The sequence below is a fragment of the Enterobacter roggenkampii genome (assembly GCF_001729805.1).
Lineage (GTDB): Bacteria > Pseudomonadota > Gammaproteobacteria > Enterobacterales > Enterobacteriaceae > Enterobacter > Enterobacter roggenkampii.
Map to the genome: position 1 here is coordinate 2,172,904 of NZ_CP017184.1, position 18,911 is coordinate 2,191,814.

At 63.2% G+C, this 18,911-nt stretch carries 3 protein-coding genes; all 3 read left to right on the forward strand.

Going from position 1 to position 18,911, the window contains the following annotated elements; translation table 11 throughout:
- Window positions 1-5 precede the first annotated feature (5 nt).
- The 3 genes from BFV67_RS10220 (at window position 6) to BFV67_RS10230 (ending at window position 18,907) form a co-directional block, all read left to right on the forward strand.
- On the forward strand, window positions 6-15,482 hold the full coding sequence (locus tag BFV67_RS10220) for an Ig-like domain-containing protein (protein ID WP_472323099.1): 15,477 nt from the start codon (window positions 6-8) through the stop codon (window positions 15,480-15,482).
- Between the two features lie 72 nt (window positions 15,483-15,554).
- Complete coding sequence (locus tag BFV67_RS10225; RefSeq protein ID WP_069598256.1) at window positions 15,555-17,735, forward strand: type I secretion system permease/ATPase; 2,181 nt, start codon at window positions 15,555-15,557, stop codon at window positions 17,733-17,735.
- A complete protein-coding gene (locus tag BFV67_RS10230; protein WP_008502297.1) occupies window positions 17,732-18,907 on the forward strand; it encodes an HlyD family type I secretion periplasmic adaptor subunit in 1,176 nt (391 codons plus the stop codon). The genes BFV67_RS10225 and BFV67_RS10230 overlap by 4 nt, the downstream gene beginning before the upstream one ends.
- Window positions 18,908-18,911: the final 4 nt, after the last annotated feature.

Genomic DNA, 18,911 nt, shown 5'->3' on the forward strand with positions numbered 1-18,911 from the left:
GAGAGGTGACGGTTAGCGTCAGCGCAAAAGATGCCTGGGGCAATACCGTTGCGGCTGAACACCCGATTGAACTCGATCTCAACGCCGTGGCGGTCACCATTGATACCGTCTCCGGCGATGACCTGCTGAATGCGGCAGAAAAAGGTGCCGATTTAACTCTCTCCGGCCAGACGCAGGGCGTGGAGGCGGGGCAGACCGTGGTGGTGAAATTCGCCGACCAGACCTTTACCGCCCAGGTGCAGCAGGATGGCTCCTGGAGCCTGACCGTGCCCGCCAGCGCCATGGAAACCCTGATCGACGGGCGGGCGCAGGTGAGCGTCAGCGTCACGAACGTCAACGGTAACAGTGCCGACGCGTCGCGCGTGGTCACGGTGGATACGCTGCCGCCGGCGATTACCCTCGATAACCTCACCAGCGATAACATCATCAATGCGGCTGAGGCGCAGCAGGATTTAGCCTTAAGCGGCACCAGTACTGCGGAACCGGGCCAGACGGTCACCGTGACGCTGAACGGCAAAACGTATCAGACCACGGTTCAGGCGGACGGAACCTGGCAGCTGATCGTACCGGCGGCTGACGTCGGTGCCCTCAACGATGGCATCGTGACCGTGACGGCCACCGTAAGCGACGTGGCGGGTAACAGCAGCAGCGCCGACCGCGTTGGGCTGGTGGACGCCACCGTGCCGCAGGTGACCATTAACGACTTTGTCACCGACACCAATACCGTTAACCAGCTCGCCCATGCACAGGCGCAGATCCTGAGCGGCTCCGTCACCGGGGCGGCAGCGGGCGATCGGGTGACTATCACTATTAACAGCGTCGATTACACCACCGTGGTGGATGCGGCGGGCAACTGGAGCCTTGGCCTGCCGGCGTCTGTCGTACAGGGGCTGGCGGACGGTACCTGGACCATCGACGTCTCCGTGACCGACCGATCCGGCAATACCGGAAGCAGTTCACTGGATGTGGTGGTGAATACCGTGACGCCTGTCATCGGTATCAACACGCTGGCGGCGGACGACGTGATCAACGCGGCAGAGAAAGGCGAAGATCTGCAGATTTCCGGCACCAGCAACCAGCCGGAAGGCACGACCATTACGGTGACCCTGAACGGCATTCACTACACGGCTACCGCTGACGCCAGCGGAAACTGGAGCGTAACCGTTCCGGCGGCAAACGTCTCGGCGCTGGGCGAAGCGAATTACACCGTGACGGCGAACGTCACCGATAGCGTCGGCAACAGCGCCTCAACCTCGCACGATGTGCTGGTGGACAGCTCGCTGCCGGTGGTAACGATCGACACGCTGGCGGGCGACAATATCGTTAACGCGGCGGAAGTGGCGGCAGGGCAACCCCTGACCGGTAAGGTGACAAATGCGGCGCCAGGTGACACTGTCACGATTTCCCTGGGCGGCCAGACCTTTACTGCCACCGTGCAGGACGATCTCACCTGGAGCCTGCCGTTAACCCAGAGCCAGTTGACCGCGCTGGGCAACGGCGATCTCACCGTATCGGCCAGCGTCACCAACGCGCACGGCAATACCGGTTCTTCTTCGCTCGACTTCACCATCGACGCCCAGCTTCCGGGGCTGCGTATTGATACGGTCGCAGGCGACGACGTGATCAACGTGATTGAGCACGCTCAGAACCTGATTGTGTCCGGCACCAGCACCGATCTGGCGGCGGGCAGCGCCGTCACCGTGACCATCAACGGAAAAGCGTATTCCGCAACGGTGCTGGCGGACGGCTCCTGGCAGGCCGCGGTACCGGCGGCTGACGTGTCCCAGTGGGCAGATGGCTCGCTGGATATCAAGGCAAGCGCGCAGGATGCCTCCGGCAACCCGGTGGCTATCGGGACCGTCGTGGACGTCGATCTCGCGCCGGTTGCCATCACCATCAGCAGCGTGACCGACGACAACGTCCTTAACGCGGCGGAAAAAGGCCAGGATCTGGTGCTGTCCGGCACGTCATCTAACGTTGAAGCGGGCCAGACCGTCACCATTATCTTCGCAGGAAAAACGTACACCACGACGGTGGATGCCAACGGCGACTGGACCTGGACCGTTCCGGCTGCCGATCTGAGCGGCCTGAAAGACGGCGACGCCAGCGTGCAGGTCAGCGTCACCAACGTGAACGGCAACGCCGCGTCTTCGGCGCAGGCATTCAGCGTCGACACCACCGCGCCGACGGTGACCATCAACACCATCAGCGGCGATAACATGCTGAATGCGGCAGAGGCGGCGCAGGATCTGACCCTGAGCGGGACCTCTACTGCCGAAGCGGGCCAGACGGTCACCGTGACCTTCAACGGCAATCAGTACACTGCGCAGGTGCAGGCGGACGGCAGCTGGACGCTCGACGTGCCTGCGGCCGATCTCGCGGGTATCACCGACGGCGGCGTCGCGGTCACGGCGACCGTGTCCGATAAAGCAGGTAACCCGGCCAGCGCGGGCTCCTCGGTGCTGGTGGACACCACCGTACCGCAGATTAGCTTCAACGTCGTCGCGGGCGACGACATCGTGAATATTGCCGAGCACGGCCAGGCGCTGATCGTCTCCGGTAAGGTGACGGGCGCGCAGGCGGGCGACGTGATTACCGTGACCCTGAACGGTAAAGATTACACCGCCATGCTGGACGCGTCCGGCAGCTGGAGCGTGGGCGTTCCGGCGGCGGACGTGGGCGCGCTGGTCAACGGCGACCAGACGATCTCCGCGACCCTCACCGACAAAGCCGGTAACAGCACCACTGCGACGCACGAATTTGACGTCTCCCTGACCGCGCCGGTGGTCGCCATCAATACCCTGGCGGCTGACGACGTGATCAATGCGGCCGAGAAAGGCCAGGATCTGCAGGTGTCCGGCACCAGCAACCAGCCGGAAGGAACCGCCATTACGGTGTCCCTGAACGGGATTAACTATACGGCCACCACCGACGCGAGCGGGAACTGGAGCGTGACCGTTCCGGCGGCACACGTCTCGGCGCTGGGCGAAGCGAGCTACAACGTGACGGCGAGCGTAACTGACGCCGCGGGCAACAGCGCGAGCACCGGCCACAGCGTGCTGGTTGACAGCGCGCTGCCGCAGGTCACCATCAATCCGGTCGCGACGGACGACGTGATTAACGCGGCGGAAGTGGCTGCCGGACAGACCCTGAGCGGGAAAGTGAGCGGTGCGGCGAGCGGTGACGCTGTCACTATTACCCTCGGCGGCAATACGTATACCGCGACGGTTCAGGACGATCTGAGCTGGTCGGTCAACGTGCCGTCCTCGGTCTTAACCGCCATCGGTAACGGCGATCTGACGGTGTCAGCCAGCGTCACTAACGGCCACGGCAACACCGGCACCGGCGAGCGCGACATCACCATTGATGCCAACCTGCCGGGCCTGCGCGTCGATACCGTGGCGGGCGACGATGTGATCAATAGCATCGAACACGCTCAAAATCTGATTATCACCGGTTCCAGCGACGGTCTGGCAACGGGCGCGGCGCTGACCGTCACCGTCAACGGCAAAACCTACGCGGCCACCGTACTGGCGGACGGCACCTGGACGGCGGCCATTCCGGCGGCCGACGTCAGCGCGCTCGGCGCGGGCACGGTTACCGTGAAGGTTGAAGGTCATAGCGCGGCGGGCAACCCGGTTTCCATCAGCCATGACGTGAAGGTGGATCTGGCGACAGTCGCCATCAGCATTAACCCGATTGCCTCTGACGACGTGATTAACGCGGCGGAGAAAGGCGCGGACCTGGTGCTGTCCGGCTCCACCACCAACGTGGAAGAAAACCAGACCGTTACCATCACCTTCGGCGGCAAATCGTACACCGCGACGGTGGATGCCGACGGCAACTGGACGGCCACCGTGCCGTCTGCCGACCTCAGCAGCCTGAAGGACGGCGACGCCAGCGTGCAGGTGAGCGTGACCAACGTGAACGGCAACAGCGCGTCGGCGGGCCGCGAGTACAGCGTGGACGCGACCGCGCCGACGGTGTCTATCGAGATCGTCAGCGACAATAACATCATCAATGCGGCCGAGGCGCAGCAGGATCTGGTCGTTAATGGTGTAACCAACGCCGAAGCGGGCCAGACCGTCACCGTGACCCTGAACGGCGTGGACTACACCACCACCGTGCAGGCAAACGGCAGCTGGAGCGTGACCGTGCCGTCCGCGGATCTGAGCGGTATTTCCGACGGGAACTACACCGTCAGCGCCGCCGTATCGGACAAGGCGGGCAACCCCGCCTCCGCGGATCGCGACGTGCTGGTCGATACCACCGTCCCGCAGCTGACCATTCACACCGTGTCCGACGACGACGTGATCAACAGCGCCGAGCACGTGCAGGCATTGATTGTCACGGGCTCCGTGACCGGCGCGGCGGCGGGCGACGTGGTCACCGTCACCCTCAACGGCAAATCGTACACCGCCACCCTGGATGCCTCCGGCAACTGGAGCGTGGGCGTGCCTGCGGCAGACGTTACCGCGCTGGCCGCCGGGGATTACACTATTACCGCGGCGCTGACCGATAAAGCGGGCAACAGCAACAGCGCCACGCACGGTGTGGCGGTGAACCTGACCGCGCCGGGGCTGACCATTGACACCGTTTCCGGTGACGATGTGATCAACAGCACCGAGAAAACCCAGGATCTGACGATCTCCGGTACGGCGTCCGGCCTGGCGGCAGGCGCGGTAGTGACCGTGATGCTGAACGGCAAAGCGTACAGTGCGCAGGTGGACGATAACGGAAAATGGACCACCACCGTTCCGGCGAGCGAAGTCGGTCAGCTGGGCGAGGCACTTTATACCGTCACCGCGTCAGCCACGGACAGCGTCGGCAACAGCACCAGCGCGTCGCACACGGTAAACGTGGAGTCCGTTCTGCCGGGCGTGATTATCAACACCATTGCGGGTGACGACGTGATTAACGCCGCCGAGCTGGCTGCCGGCCAGACCATCAGCGGTAAGGTGGTGAATGCCGAGGCGGGCAACACCGTGACCGTGACCATTGGCGGCAACCGCTACACCGCAACGGTGCAGAGCGATCTGACCTGGTCCGTTAACGTGCCGGAATCCGTTCTGACCGCGCTGGGCAACGGCGATTTGACGGTGACCGCCAGCGTGACCAACGGTGTCGGCAACAGCGGATCCGCTGAGCGCGATATCACGATCGACGCTAACCTGCCGGGCCTGCGCGTGGATACCGTGGCGGGCGACGACGTGATCAACAGCATCGAGCACGGGCAGAATCTGATTGTGACCGGATCCAGCGATGGCCTGGCCGCAGGTACCACCTTGACCGTCACCGTAAACGGCAAAACCTACCCGGCCACCGTGCTGGCCGACGGCACCTGGCGTGCGGCCATCCCGGCTGCGGATGTGGGTGCCCTGGCAGCAGGTACGGTCACCGTGACCGTTGCAGGCCAGAGCAGCGCCGGTAACCCGGTTTCCATCAGCCACGATGTGACGGTAGATCTGGCGACCGTTGCCATCAGCATCGATGCGATTGCTTCAGACGACGTGATTAACGCCGCCGAGAAGGGCGCGGATCTGGTGCTCTCCGGGGCGACCTCGAACGTTGAGGAAAACCAGACCGTTACCATCACCTTCGGCGGCAAGAGCTACACCGCGACCGTCGGCGCCGACGGCAAATGGACGGCCACGGTGCCAGCCGCCGACCTGGCGGGTCTGAAAGACGGCGACGCCAGCGTGCAGGTGAGCGTCACCAACGTGAACGGCAACAGCGCCTCGGCGGGACGTGAGTACAGCGTGGATGCCACCGCGCCGACCGTCACGATTAACACCCTGGCGACGGATGATATTCTGAACGCCGCCGAAGCGAAGAGCGATCTGACCGTGTCCGGTACCAGCACCGCCGAAGCGGGCCAGACGGTCACCGTATCGCTGAACGGCAAAGACTACACCACCACCGTCAGCGCAGACGGCAGCTGGACGCTGAACGTTCCGGCGGCCGATCTGGCAGGATTAACCGACGGCAGCGTCACCGTGACCGCATCGGTCAGCGACAAGGCGGGTAACCCGGCGTCCGTGGACCACAACCTGACGGTGGATGTGACCGTTCCTGCGGTCACTATCAACACCATCGCGGGTGACGATGTGATTAACGTGGCTGAACACAGTCAGGCACACGTTATCAGCGGCACCGCCACCGGCGCGGCCGCGGGCGATAAGGTGACCGTCACCATCGGCGGCCAGACCTACACCACCGTGCTGGACGCGGCGGGGAACTGGAGCGTGGGCGTACCGGCCAGCGTCATTTCCGGCCTCAGCGACGGCACAGTGACCGTGACTGCGTCCGTCACCGACGCGGCGGGCAACACCGGCACCGGCAGCCATAACGTGACCGTCGATACCGGTCTGCCATCGGTCAGCTTCAACGCCATCAGCGGTGACAACGTGCTGAACGCGGTGGAAAAAGGTCAGGATCTGCGCGTGAGCGGCACCAGCGCCAACCTGGCGGAAGGCACCGTGGTGACCGTGACCCTGAACGGCAAAAACTACACGGCGACGACCGCGGCAGACGGCACCTGGAGCCTGACGGTTCCGGCGGCGGATCTGGCCGGTCTGGGTCAGGCCAACTACACCCTGAACGCGACCGCCACCAACGGCGTGGGCAACAGCGTGAGCAACACCGCGAACCTGCTGGTAGACACCGCGCTGCCAACGGTCACCATTAACACCGTGGCGGGCGATAACGTCATTAATGCGGCGGAAGTGGCCGCAGGCCAGAGCCTCAGCGGCAAGGTCGCGAACGCGGAGGCGGGCAATACCGTGACCGTGACCATTGGCGGCAACAGCTACACCGCAACGGTGCAGAACGATCTGACCTGGTCTGTCAACGTGCCGTCTGACGTGCTGACGGCGCTGGGTAACGGCAGCCTGAGCGTGACGGCGACCGTTACCAACGGCCACGGTAACACCGGGACCGGCGAGCGCGAGATCGCGATCGACGCTAACCTGCCGGGCCTGCGCGTCGATACCGTGGCGGGCGACAACGTGGTCAACAGCATTGAGCATGCGCAGAACCTCATTGTCACCGGCTCCAGCGACGGGCTGGCACCGGGCACGGCGCTGACCGTCACCATCAACGGCAAAGACTATGCGGCCACGGTGCTGGCGGACGGCAGCTGGAGCGCGGCTGTTCCATCAGCGGACGTGAGCACGTGGCCGGAAGGCACCGTCAAAATCAGCGTTACCGGCGACAGTTCAGCGGGTAACCCGATTACTATCAGCCACGATGTGACGGTAGATCTGGCGACCGTTGCCATCAGCATCAATCCGATTGCGACCGACGACGTGATCAACGCGGCGGAGAAGGGCGCGGATCTGGTACTGTCCGGTGCGACCATCAACGTGGAAGCCGGGCAGACCGTGACCATCAGCCTGAACGGCAAAATCTATAGTGCGACAGTGGACGACAGCGGCAACTGGACCTGGACCGTACCGTCTGCGGATCTGGCTGGCCTGAAGGACGGCGATGCCAGCGTGCAGGTGAGCGTCACCAACGTGAACGGCAACAGCGCTTCGGCGGGACGTGAGTACAGCGTGGATGCCACCGCGCCGACCGTCACGATCAACACCCTGGCGACGGACGACATTCTGAATGCCGCCGAAGCGAAGAGCGATCTGACCGTGTCCGGCAGCAGCTCTGCCGAAGCGGGCCAGACGGTCACCGTGTCGCTGAACGGCAAAGACTACACCACCACCGTCAGCGCGGACGGCAGCTGGACGCTGAACGTTCCGGCGTCCGATGTTGCGGCCCTGACGGACGGCAGCGTGACCGTTACCGCATCGGTCAGCGACAAGGCGGGCAACCCGGCGTCCGTTGATCACAACCTGACGGTGGACGCCACCGTTCCGGCGGTGACCATCAACACCGTGGCGGGCGACGATGTCATTAACCTCGCAGAACACAGCCAGGCGCACATCATCAGCGGCACCGCCACCGGCGCGGCAGCGGGCGATAAGGTGACCGTCACCATCGGCGGTCAGACGTACACCACCGTGCTGGACGCGGCGGGGAACTGGAGCGTGGGCGTACCGGCAAGCGTGATTTCCGGCCTCAGCGACGGCAGCGTGACCGTCACGGCATCGGTTACCGACGCGGCGGGCAATACCGGCACCGGCACGCATAACGTGACCGTCGATACCGGTCTGCCTTCGGTCAGCTTCAACGCCATCAGCGATGACAACGTGCTGAACGCGGTAGAGAAGGGTCAGGATCTGCGCGTCAGCGGCACCAGCGCCAATCTGGCAGAAGGCACCGTGGTGGCCGTGACCCTCAACGGCAAAAACTACACGGCCACGACGGCGGCAGACGGTACCTGGAGCCTGACCGTTCCGGCAGCGGATCTGGCGGGTCTGGGCGAAGCGAATTACACCCTGAGCGCGAGCGCCACCAACGGCGTGGGCAACAGCGTGAGCAACACCGCGAACCTGCTGGTGGATACCGCGCTGCCAACCGTCACCATCAACACCGTGGCGGGCGATAACGTCATCAACGCGGCGGAAGTGGCCGCGGGCCAGACCCTCAGCGGCAAGGTCGCGAACGCGGAGGCGGGTAATACCGTCACTGTGACCATTGGCGGCAACACCTACACCGCAACAGTGCAGAGCGATCTGACCTGGTCCGTGAACGTGCCGGAAACCGTCCTGACGGCGCTGGGCAACGGCGACCTGACGGTGTCTGCGACTGTGACCAACGGCCACGGCAACACGGGAACGGGCGAGCGCGAAGTCGTTATAGACGCCAGCCTGCCGGGCCTGCGCGTCGATACGGTAGCGGGCGACGATGCGATCAACAGCATCGAACATACTCAAAACCTGATCGTCTCCGGCACCAGCGACGGGCTGGCGGCAGGCACAACGCTCACCGTGACCGTCAATGGCAAAACCTATGCGGCCTCCGTGCTGGCAGACGGCTCCTGGAGCGCGGCGATCCCGGCGGCAGACGTCGCGGCCTTCGCAGCAGGTACGGTCACCGTGACCGTTGCAGGCCAGAGCGCGGCGGGCAACCCGGTGACCATCAGCCATGACGTGACCGTCGATCTGGCGGCGGTGGCTATCAGCATCGATGCGATTGCCACCGACGACGTGATTAACGCGGCGGAGAAGGGCGTGGATCTGGTGCTCTCCGGCAGCACGTCGAACGTGGAGGAAAACCAGACCGTTACCGTTACCTTCGGCGGCAAGACGTACACCGCGAAGGTGGATGCTGACGGTCACTGGACGGCCACCGTGCCTTCCGCCGATCTCGCGGGCCTGAAGGACGGTGACGCCAGCGTGCAGGTGAGCGTCACCAACGCGCACGGCAACAGCGCCTCGGCGGGCCGCGAATACAGCGTGGACGCGACTGCGCCAGCCGTGACCATTGATACGGTCGCAGGCGATAACGTGATTAACGGCAGCGAAGCGGCTGCGGGCGTGGCTATCTCCGGCACCACCACGGCGGAAGCCGGGCAGACGGTCACCGTGACGCTGGGCGGGAAGAGCTATACCGCCCAGGTGCAGCAGGGCGGCGTCTGGAGCGTGAACGTGCCGGGCAGCGATCTGACCGCACTGGCGGATAGCGGCTACACCGTGCAGGTGAGCGTGAGCGACGCCGCGGGGAACCCGGGCAGCGCGGGTAAGACGATTACGCTTGATACCACGCCGCCGACCGTCAGCTTTAACGTGGTGGCGGGCGATGACGTCATTAACAGCGTGGAGCACGGCCAGGCGCAGATCGTCAGCGGGTCGGCAACCGGCGCGAACGTCGGTGATAAAGTGGTTATCACCCTCGGTTCGCACCAGTACACCACCACCGTTGACGCCAGCGGCAACTGGAGCGTGGGCGTTCCGGCCAGCGTGATTTCCGCGCTGACCGACGGCACCGTGACCCTCAGCGCGACCATTACCGACAGCGCGGGTAACAGCAGCACCCAGACCCATGACGTGGTGGTCAACACCGCCTCCGTGGCGCTGACGGTGAACACCGTTAGCGGTGACGACGTCATCAACGCGGCTGAAGCCGGTTCGTCACTGGTGATTAACGGTTCCAGCGCGCAGTTCGCCAGCGGGACCCAGGTCACCGTGACCCTGAACGGCAAGACCTATACGGCTACGATCCAGAGCGACGGCACCTGGACGACCACCGTACCGGCCGCCGACGTGGGTGCTCTGGCCGATGGCGCACGCTATCAGGTATCGGTGTCGGCACAGGACAGCGCGGGCAACAGCGCGTCGGCAACGCACGGCATCAGCGTGGATACCACTGCGCCGGTGGTGAGCATCGGGACGCTGTCGGTTGACGATATGCTGAACGCCGCGGAAGCGCAGCAGCCGCTGACCGTGCACGGATCTTCCAGCGCGGAGGCGGGGCAGACCGTTACCGTGACGCTGGGAGGAAAAACCTACACTGCGCTTGTCGGCAGCGACGGCACCTGGACGCTTGACGTGCCGGCAGCCGACCTGGCCGCCCTGAGCCAGGGCGCGCTGACGGTCACCGCCTCGGTCAACGACAAAGCCGGTAACAGCGGCCAGACCACGCACACCTTAACGGTGGATACCGTCGCGCCAACCGTGACCATCAGCACCGTGGCCGATGACGATATCGTCAACAACGCGGAGCAGCTGGCGGGCCAGACCATCCGCGGCACCACCACGGCGGAACAGGGCCAGACGGTGACCGTCTCCTTCAACGGGCACAGCTATCAGGCGACCGTCGGGGCGGACGGATCGTGGTCGGTCTTCGTACCGGGCCGTGATTTCCTCGGCCTGAGCGACGGGGAGTACACCATCACCGCGTCGGTAAGCGACAGGGCGGGCAACCCGGGCAGCGCAACGCACGACGTGACGCTGAACGGCGATGTCCCAACCATCACCATTAACACCTTTGCGCAGGACGACATCGTCAACGCCGCCGAGCACGGCACGCCGCTGGTCGTCAGCGGTACTACCGACGCCCCGGCGGGCCAGACGGTGACCCTCACGCTGAACGGTAAAACCTATGCGGCTACCGTCCAGAATGACGGCACCTGGAGCTACACGGTCAGCAGCGCTGACGTGGCCGCGCTGGCAGACGGCGGTTCTTACGTGATTAACGCCCAGGTGAGCAACACCATCGGCAACAGCGCCAGCGATAACCATACCGTCACGGTGGATCTCACCGCGCCGTCGATGGGGATCAGCATTGATTCGCTGCAAAACGATACCGGCCTGAGCGCAACGGATTTCATCACTAACGACAGCCAGGTCGTCGTCAACGGCTCGCTGACCGCGCAGCTCGGCAATAACGAGAAGGCGCAGATCAGCCTCGACGGCGGCGTCACCTGGATCGACCTGACCGTGACCGGCACCACCTGGCGCTACGCCGATGGCCGCACCCTGACGGACGGGACGTATCAGTACCAGGTCCGCGTGATTGATAACGCGGGCAACGTGGGGGCCACGGACAGCCAGGACGTGGTGATTGACCTGACGAAGCCTGCGGCAACCACCATTACCGTGGATTCCATTACGCAGGATACCGGCCTGTCCGGCAGCGACTTTATCACCAGCGACAACCAGATCAGCCTGAAAGGGACGCTCGGTGCGGCGCTGGGCAGCGGCGACCACGCGCAGATCAGCCTTGACGGCGGCGTCACCTGGATCGACGTCAGCGTCAGCGGCCTGAGCTGGACGTACGTCGATGGGCGCACGCTGGCCGACGGGGATTACAACTACCAGCTGCGCGTGATTGACGATGCGGGCAACATCAGCGCCACCGCCTCTCAGGTGGTGACCATTGATACGGTTGCACCGGACGCCAGCAAAACGATCGCCATCGACAGCATCAGCGACGATACCGGCCTGAGCAGCAGCGACTTTATCACTCGCGACACGTCCCTGACGCTGCACGGCTCGCTCGGCGCGACGCTGGCCGACGGCGAATACGCCCAGATCAGCCTCGACGGCGGCGTCACCTGGCAGAACGTGATCGTCACCGGCAGCAGCTGGTACTACGTCGATAGCCGCACGCTGGGTAACCAGACCTATGACTATTACGTCCGCGTGGTGGATGCCGCCGGTAACGTGGGAGCCAGCGCCCATCAGCAGGTGACCGTCGATACGATTGCTCCGGATTCGGCGATCACGGTGTCGGTGGATAACATCACCGTGGATACCGGCTTCGACAATAACGACTTCCTGACCAGTTCGACCTCGTACACCCTGCACGGAACGCTCGGCGCTGAACTCGGCGCGGGCGAGTACGTGCAGGTGAGCATGGACGGCGGCACGACCTGGGTGTACGCCACCGTCAGCGGCACCCAGTGGAGCTACAGCGATACGCGTGCCCTGACCGACGGCAGCCATAACTATCAGGTGCGGGTTGTCGACCAGGCGGGGAACGTCGGGGCCACCACCTCGCAGGCGGTGACGGTGGATACCCAGGCGCCGCAGTACGGCGTTACCATCGACAGCATCAGCGACGATACCGGCCAGTCCGGGAGTGATTTCATCACCATGGACACCACGCTGACGATCAACGGTTCGCTGGGCAGCGCGCTGGCAAGCGACGAGCGCGTGCAGATCAGCCTGGACGGCGGGAATACCTGGCTTGATACCACGGTCACCAACCAGCGCTGGAGCTACACCGATACTCGCGATCTGCCTGACGGGGACTACACCTACCAGGTGCGGATTATCGACCAGGCGGGCAACGTGGGTTCCACCGCGTCTCAGGTCGTCACGGTAGACACCACGCCGCCGACCACGGTCGGTACGGTCGTGAGCTATACCGACGGCGAAGGCGAGCGCCAGGGCACCTTTGGCAGCGCGGTGGCCACGGACGATAACTCGCCGCTGATCAACGGGACGCTGAACCGCGCCCCGGACGACGGCGAGATCGTGCAGCTTTACCGTGACGGGGTTCTGCTCGGCCAGGTGACCATGAACGGCAGCGCAAGCTGGTCCTTCCAGGACAACGGCCTGAGCGACGGGAATCACACCTACATCGTGCGCGTCACCGACAGGGCCGGAAACTTCACGGAATCGGACGGCTTTGTGCTGAACGTCGATACCAGCATCCCGACCACCACGGCGGCGATTACCGCGCAGACCACGTCGGATACCACCCCGATTGTCAGCGGTACCGTCTCCGCTGACCTGGTGAACGGTGAATACCTGGTGGTGACGGTGAACGGCAAAACCTACACCTCCCAGACGGGCGGTGCGGTGGTGGTCGACCCGGCTCACAACACCTGGTATCTGCAGATCCCGGACGGCGATGCGCTGAGCGTGGCGAGCTACAGCGTGACCGCGCAGGTGAAGAGCAGCGCGGGTAACGGCAACACCACCGGTACGGCGACCGGCAGCCTGGTGATTGATACCACCTCGGTGAACACCGACTGGGCAACCGCGGCGGGGAACAGCAACAACTCCACCATGACCCTCGGCATGAACAGCAGCGGTCTGTGGAATATCATCGCTAACGGCCAGTCTTACTCCAGCAGCGATAGCTCGACCTATGCCGGCAATACGCTGACTAACACCCGTAACTACTACGTGGTGAGCCAGACCGCCGCCGACTTTGACCGTAACGGCACGCAGGACATTTTCGCGACGGAAAATACCTACGCCGGGTCAACGCAGGTGATGTGGACCTACGATGGCAGCACCTATAACGCCAGCCAGCTGGCAATGGGCACCACCATCTGGTTCGGCGGCGTGATTGCCTACGATAAAACCGGGGATGGGTATCTGGATCTGGCGTACGGTGACTCCGGCGCGGACTCCATTACCTATCTGATCAACAACAACGGGGTACTCTCGCCTGACGGCACCTACGGCGGCGCGGGATTCTGGGGACAGTTCACCACCATGCGTGAAATCTCCGGCGTCGATATTAACAATGACGGCACCGTGGATGTGGTTCAGCACACCAACCGCAGCGGCGCGTACTCGTTAACCGTGATCAACAACAACGGCAACGGCACGCTCTCCATCGGTCAGAACCTGACGAACGTGTTTGTGGCCAACGCCTCGAATACCACCACGGCGGCGTCCATGACGTGGGCGGACTTCAACGGCGATGGCTACATGGATCTGTACCTGGGCAGCAGCTACAACAACAACGGCGGAGTGATCTACTACAACGACGGTACCGGGAAGCTCTCGGCCACCAAGAGCGCGGTCGAGGCCTCTAACGCAGCGGCGGGCTATCTGTCGGTGGCGGTGGACTGGAACGGTGACGGGCAGATGGACATCGTCAAGCTCAGCACCTACGGCGGCTCGCAGACGGCGACGCTGTTCACCAACAACGGCTACGGATCCACCTGGACCGCCAGCCAGCTGGCGTCCGGCATTGCTTACGCCACCGGCGTGGCGGCAGTGGACTACAACTGGGACGGCGCGCAGGACCTGCTGGTCTCTCAGCAGAACGGCAAGGTGGTGCTGGTACAAAACAGCAAAACCATTGCTGACGGCACCGCGATGCATCTGCACATTGTCGACAGCGAGGGCATCAACGCCTACTACGGCAATACGGTCAACCTCTACAACGCCGCGGGCGTGCTGGTGGCCTCGCAGATCATCAACGCCCAGTCCGGTATCGGGTCGAACGATACGTCGGCGCTGGTGAGTTTCTACGGGCTGGATCCGAATGAAACCTATTCGGCCGAGATCCTGAAGATCACCAACGGCGTGTCGGATAACGTCACCTGGAGCGGTCTGGAGGCGGGCAACGGCAAAGAGGGCTACGTCCTGACGGCCGAAGCGGCCACCGGCGGCCACAGCGGAACCATTACCGGAACCGGGTATAACGACACCTTTATCGCCGAAAATGGCACGTATACCTACAACGGTTCCGGCGGCTGGACTACCCATTCCGACCATGACACCTGGAGCAACACCGGTGGGATGGACGTGGTGGATTACCGCAATGCGACCTCTGGCGTGACCGTTGACCTGCGCCTCTCAACCGCGCAGGACACCGGCTTCGGCACCACGCGTCTGCTGAACATTGAAGGGATTAACGGCTCGGATTACGACGACGTCATCACCGGCAACAGCGGTGATAACCGGTTCGAAGGCCGCGGCGGAAACGACACCTTCAACATCGGCAGCGGCGGTCACGATACGCTGCTCTACAAGCTGATCAACGCCTCGGATGCCACGGGCGGTAACGGTCACGACGTGGTGAACGGCTTTACGGTCGGCACCTGGGAAGGGACGGCGGACACGGATCGTATTGACCTGCGCGATCTGCTTTCCGGCAGCGGCTATACCGGCACGGGCTCGGCGAGCTACGTGAACGGCGTGGCCACGCTGGACAGCAGCGCGGGCAATATCAGCGATTACATCCGCGTGGTGCAGAACGGCAGCAATACCGAGATTCAGGTTGACCTGGACGGTACCGGCGGTCAGTTCTCCCCAACCACCCTGGTGACGCTGAACGGCGTGCAGACGGATCTGGCGACGCTGCTGGCGAACCATCAACTGTTAATTGCGTAAAACAACGCCGCGGGGAGCGATCCCCGCGGCCTTTTGGCGTTTCTTTAGACGAATTGCGTTACCCCGGAGATTATGAAGACACATCCACAGTACGAACCCTGGCTGCAGGGCATGCTCATCATCGCGAAGCACTACCGGCTGGACTTTTCGGTGGAGCACGTTCGGGTCACGATTAACCATGAAAGCCAGTCGCCGCGCCAGCTGGTGCTGGAGGAGATGGCGCGCCAGCTTGGGCTGGGGATGCGCGTGGTGGCGGCAGAAGCGGCATCCCTCGATCCGTGGCGCCTGCCGCTGCTGGCAGAATTCACCGGCGGGCAGATTGCGGTGATCAACCGCATGGACAACGAAGGCAACGTCAGCCTGCAGTTCAGCGGCGACGGCGGCCTGGAGACGACGCTGACGCGCGAGGCGCTCGGGTCGCGATTAAAGGGCCTGATGGTGCTGCGCCCGCTCGAGTCCACGCCGGATGCCCGCGTGGATGACTACATCAAACCGTATGAAAAAAACTGGTTCTGGCAGCTGGCGCTGAAGGACTGGCGACGCTACGGCGACATTATGCTGGTGGCGCTGGTCGCCAACGTGCTGGCGCTTTCCGGCATGGTCTTCTCCATGCAGGTCTACGACAGGGTGGTACCGTCGCAGTCAGAAGCCACGCTGTGGGTGCTGTTTGGCGGCGTGATGATTGCCATCGTGTTCGAATTCATCATGCGCATGCTGCGCGTGCACATTTCCGACGTGGTGGGGAAGCGCGCCGATCTGCGCATCTCTGAACGCGTCTTTGCCCACGCGCTGCGGATTAAAAACGGCGCACGCTCGAAATCAACCGGATCGTTTATCGCGCAGATCCGCGAGCTGGAGTCGGTGCGCGAGCTGATCACCTCGACGACCATTGCGGCCCTCTCCGATCTGCCGTTCTTCCTGCTGTTCGTCTTCATTCTGTGGATGATTGGCGGTCCGCTGGTGCTGGTGGTCCTGCTCGCCGTGCCGCTGTTGCTTATTCCTGGCCTGCTGGTGCAGCGCCCGCTGGGGAAACTCTCCAGCGAAGGGATGCGTGAATCCGCCATTCGTAACGCCACGCTGGTGGAAGCGGTGCAGGGCATTGAAGACATCAAGCTGATGCGCGCCGAGCAGCGTTTCCAGAACCAGTGGAATAACACCAACGACGTCGCCGCCAGCGTCGGCATGAAGCAGCGCTGGCTGACGGGCCTGCTGCTCACCTGGACGCAGGAGGTGCAGTCCATTGTTTACGCGGTGGTGCTGCTGGTCGGCTGTTACCTGGTCATCAGCGGTGACATGACCACCGGTGCGCTGGTAGGCACCTCGATTCTGGCGTCGCGGACCATTGCGCCGCTGTCGCAGATCTCAGGCGTGCTCTCGCGCTGGCAGTCGGCAAAAGTGGCCCGCAAGGGGCTGGACGACCTGATGCAGCGGCCGATTGACGATCCGCAGCACGGCAAGAAGGTGCACAAAGCCCACCTGCGCGGCGATTATGCGCTTGAGGACGTGGGGTTTTACTACGACGAGGAAGAGAAACTCACCGTGCTCAACATCAGCAAGCTGCAGATCCGCGCCGGAGAACGCGTGGCGGTGCTCGGGCGCAATGGCTCCGGCAAAAGCACGCTGTTACAGCTTCTGGCGGGCATGCAGGAGCCGCAGCAGGGCAGCATTCTGCTGGACGATATTGCCCTCAATCACCTCGACCCGGCCGACGTGCGTCGCGACATGCAGCTGCTGAGCCAGCAGGCCCGTCTGTTCTTTGGCTCCGTGCGGGACAACATCCTGATGGGTAACCCGCTGGCGACCGACGATGAGATTCACCAGGCGCTGGTCAACAGCGGCGCGCTGGAGTTTGTGCGCAAACAGAAAATGGGGCTGAACACTATCATCAACGAGGGCGGAACGGGACTCTCAGGCGGACAGCGTCAGGCGCTGCTGCTGGCGCGCGCCCTGATCACCTCGCCGACTATTCTGCTGCTGGACGAGCCTACCGCCTGGCTGGACGAAATGAGCGAGAAGCAGTTTATTCAGCATCTTCACACATGGCTGGGTAAGCGCCGGACGCTGGTGGTGGCGACGCATCGCCTGCCGATTCTGGACCTGGTCGACCGCATCATCGTGCTGGAAAACGGCAAGGTCGTGATGGACGGCCCGCGCGACGCCATCCTGCACCAGCACGGCATGGCGCCGCAAAAGACAACACAGCGCACCGTGACCATGAAACCGGCGACGGTTGCAGAGGAGGGCGCAGCATGAATGATTTCTCCCGTTTTAATAGCCGACTGAAAGAGCCGCGCCTTCCGCGCGCCACGCTGGTGGCATGGTCGCTGTTCGCCCTGCTGGCGGCGTTTATCGCCTGGGCGAGCCTGTTCCATCTTGATGAGGTGACGACCGGCAGCGGTAAGGTGATACCGTCTTCTCATGAGCAGGTCATCCAGTCCCTGGAAGGCGGTATTATCCACAGCCTGATGGTGCGCGAAGGCGACATCGTCGAGCGCGGCCAGCAGCTCGCGCAGCTTGATCGGACAAAAACCGAGTCGAGCGTGCTGGAGAGCGAGTCGCGTCTGAATGCGGCGCTGGCCACGGCGGCACGCCTGAAAGCCGAAGTTAACGACACGGAGCTGACGTTTCCCGAGGAGCTGGATGACGACGTTGAGCTGGTTAAGCAGGAAACGGCGCTCTATCAGTCCCGTCGCGAGAGCCTTGAAAAAGGGCTGGCTGGTTTACGTCAGGGTGCCGAGCTGGTGCAACGCGAGCTGTCGTTGACCCGTCCGCTGGTGACCCAGGGGGCGGCCAGCAAGGTGGAGGTGCTGCGTCTTGAGCGTCAAAAAAATGAGCTTGAGAATAAAATCACCGAGATGAAAAACCAGTATTACGTCCGCGCCCGTGAAGAGCTGGCGAAAGCCAATGCGGAGATTGAAGCCCAGCGTTCGGTGATGAAGGGTCGGGAAGACTCTCTGACCCGACTGACCTTCAATGCGCCGGTTCGCGGGATCGTAAAGGATATTGACGTCACGACCGTGGGCGGCGTCATCCCGCCGAACGGCAAGCTGATGAGTCTGGTTCCGCTTGACGATCAGATGGTGATTGAGGCGAAAATTTCGCCGCGCGATGTGGCGTTTATCCATCCTGGCCAGAAGGCGCTGGTGAAAGTGACGGCCTATGACTACTCCATTTACGGCGGGCTGGAAGGGGAAGTAACCATGATTTCGCCGGACACCCTGCAGGATGAGGTGAAAAGAGATGTTTATTACTATCGCGTCTATATTCGTACCGACAGTAACCATCTGACCAATAAGCAGGGTCAGGAATTCCCGGTCTTTCCGGGCATGATTGCCACTGTTGATATTAAAACCGGCAGCAAAACCATTCTGGATTATCTGTTGAAACCGCTGAACAAGGCAAAAGAGGCGCTGCGGGAAAGATAGGTGA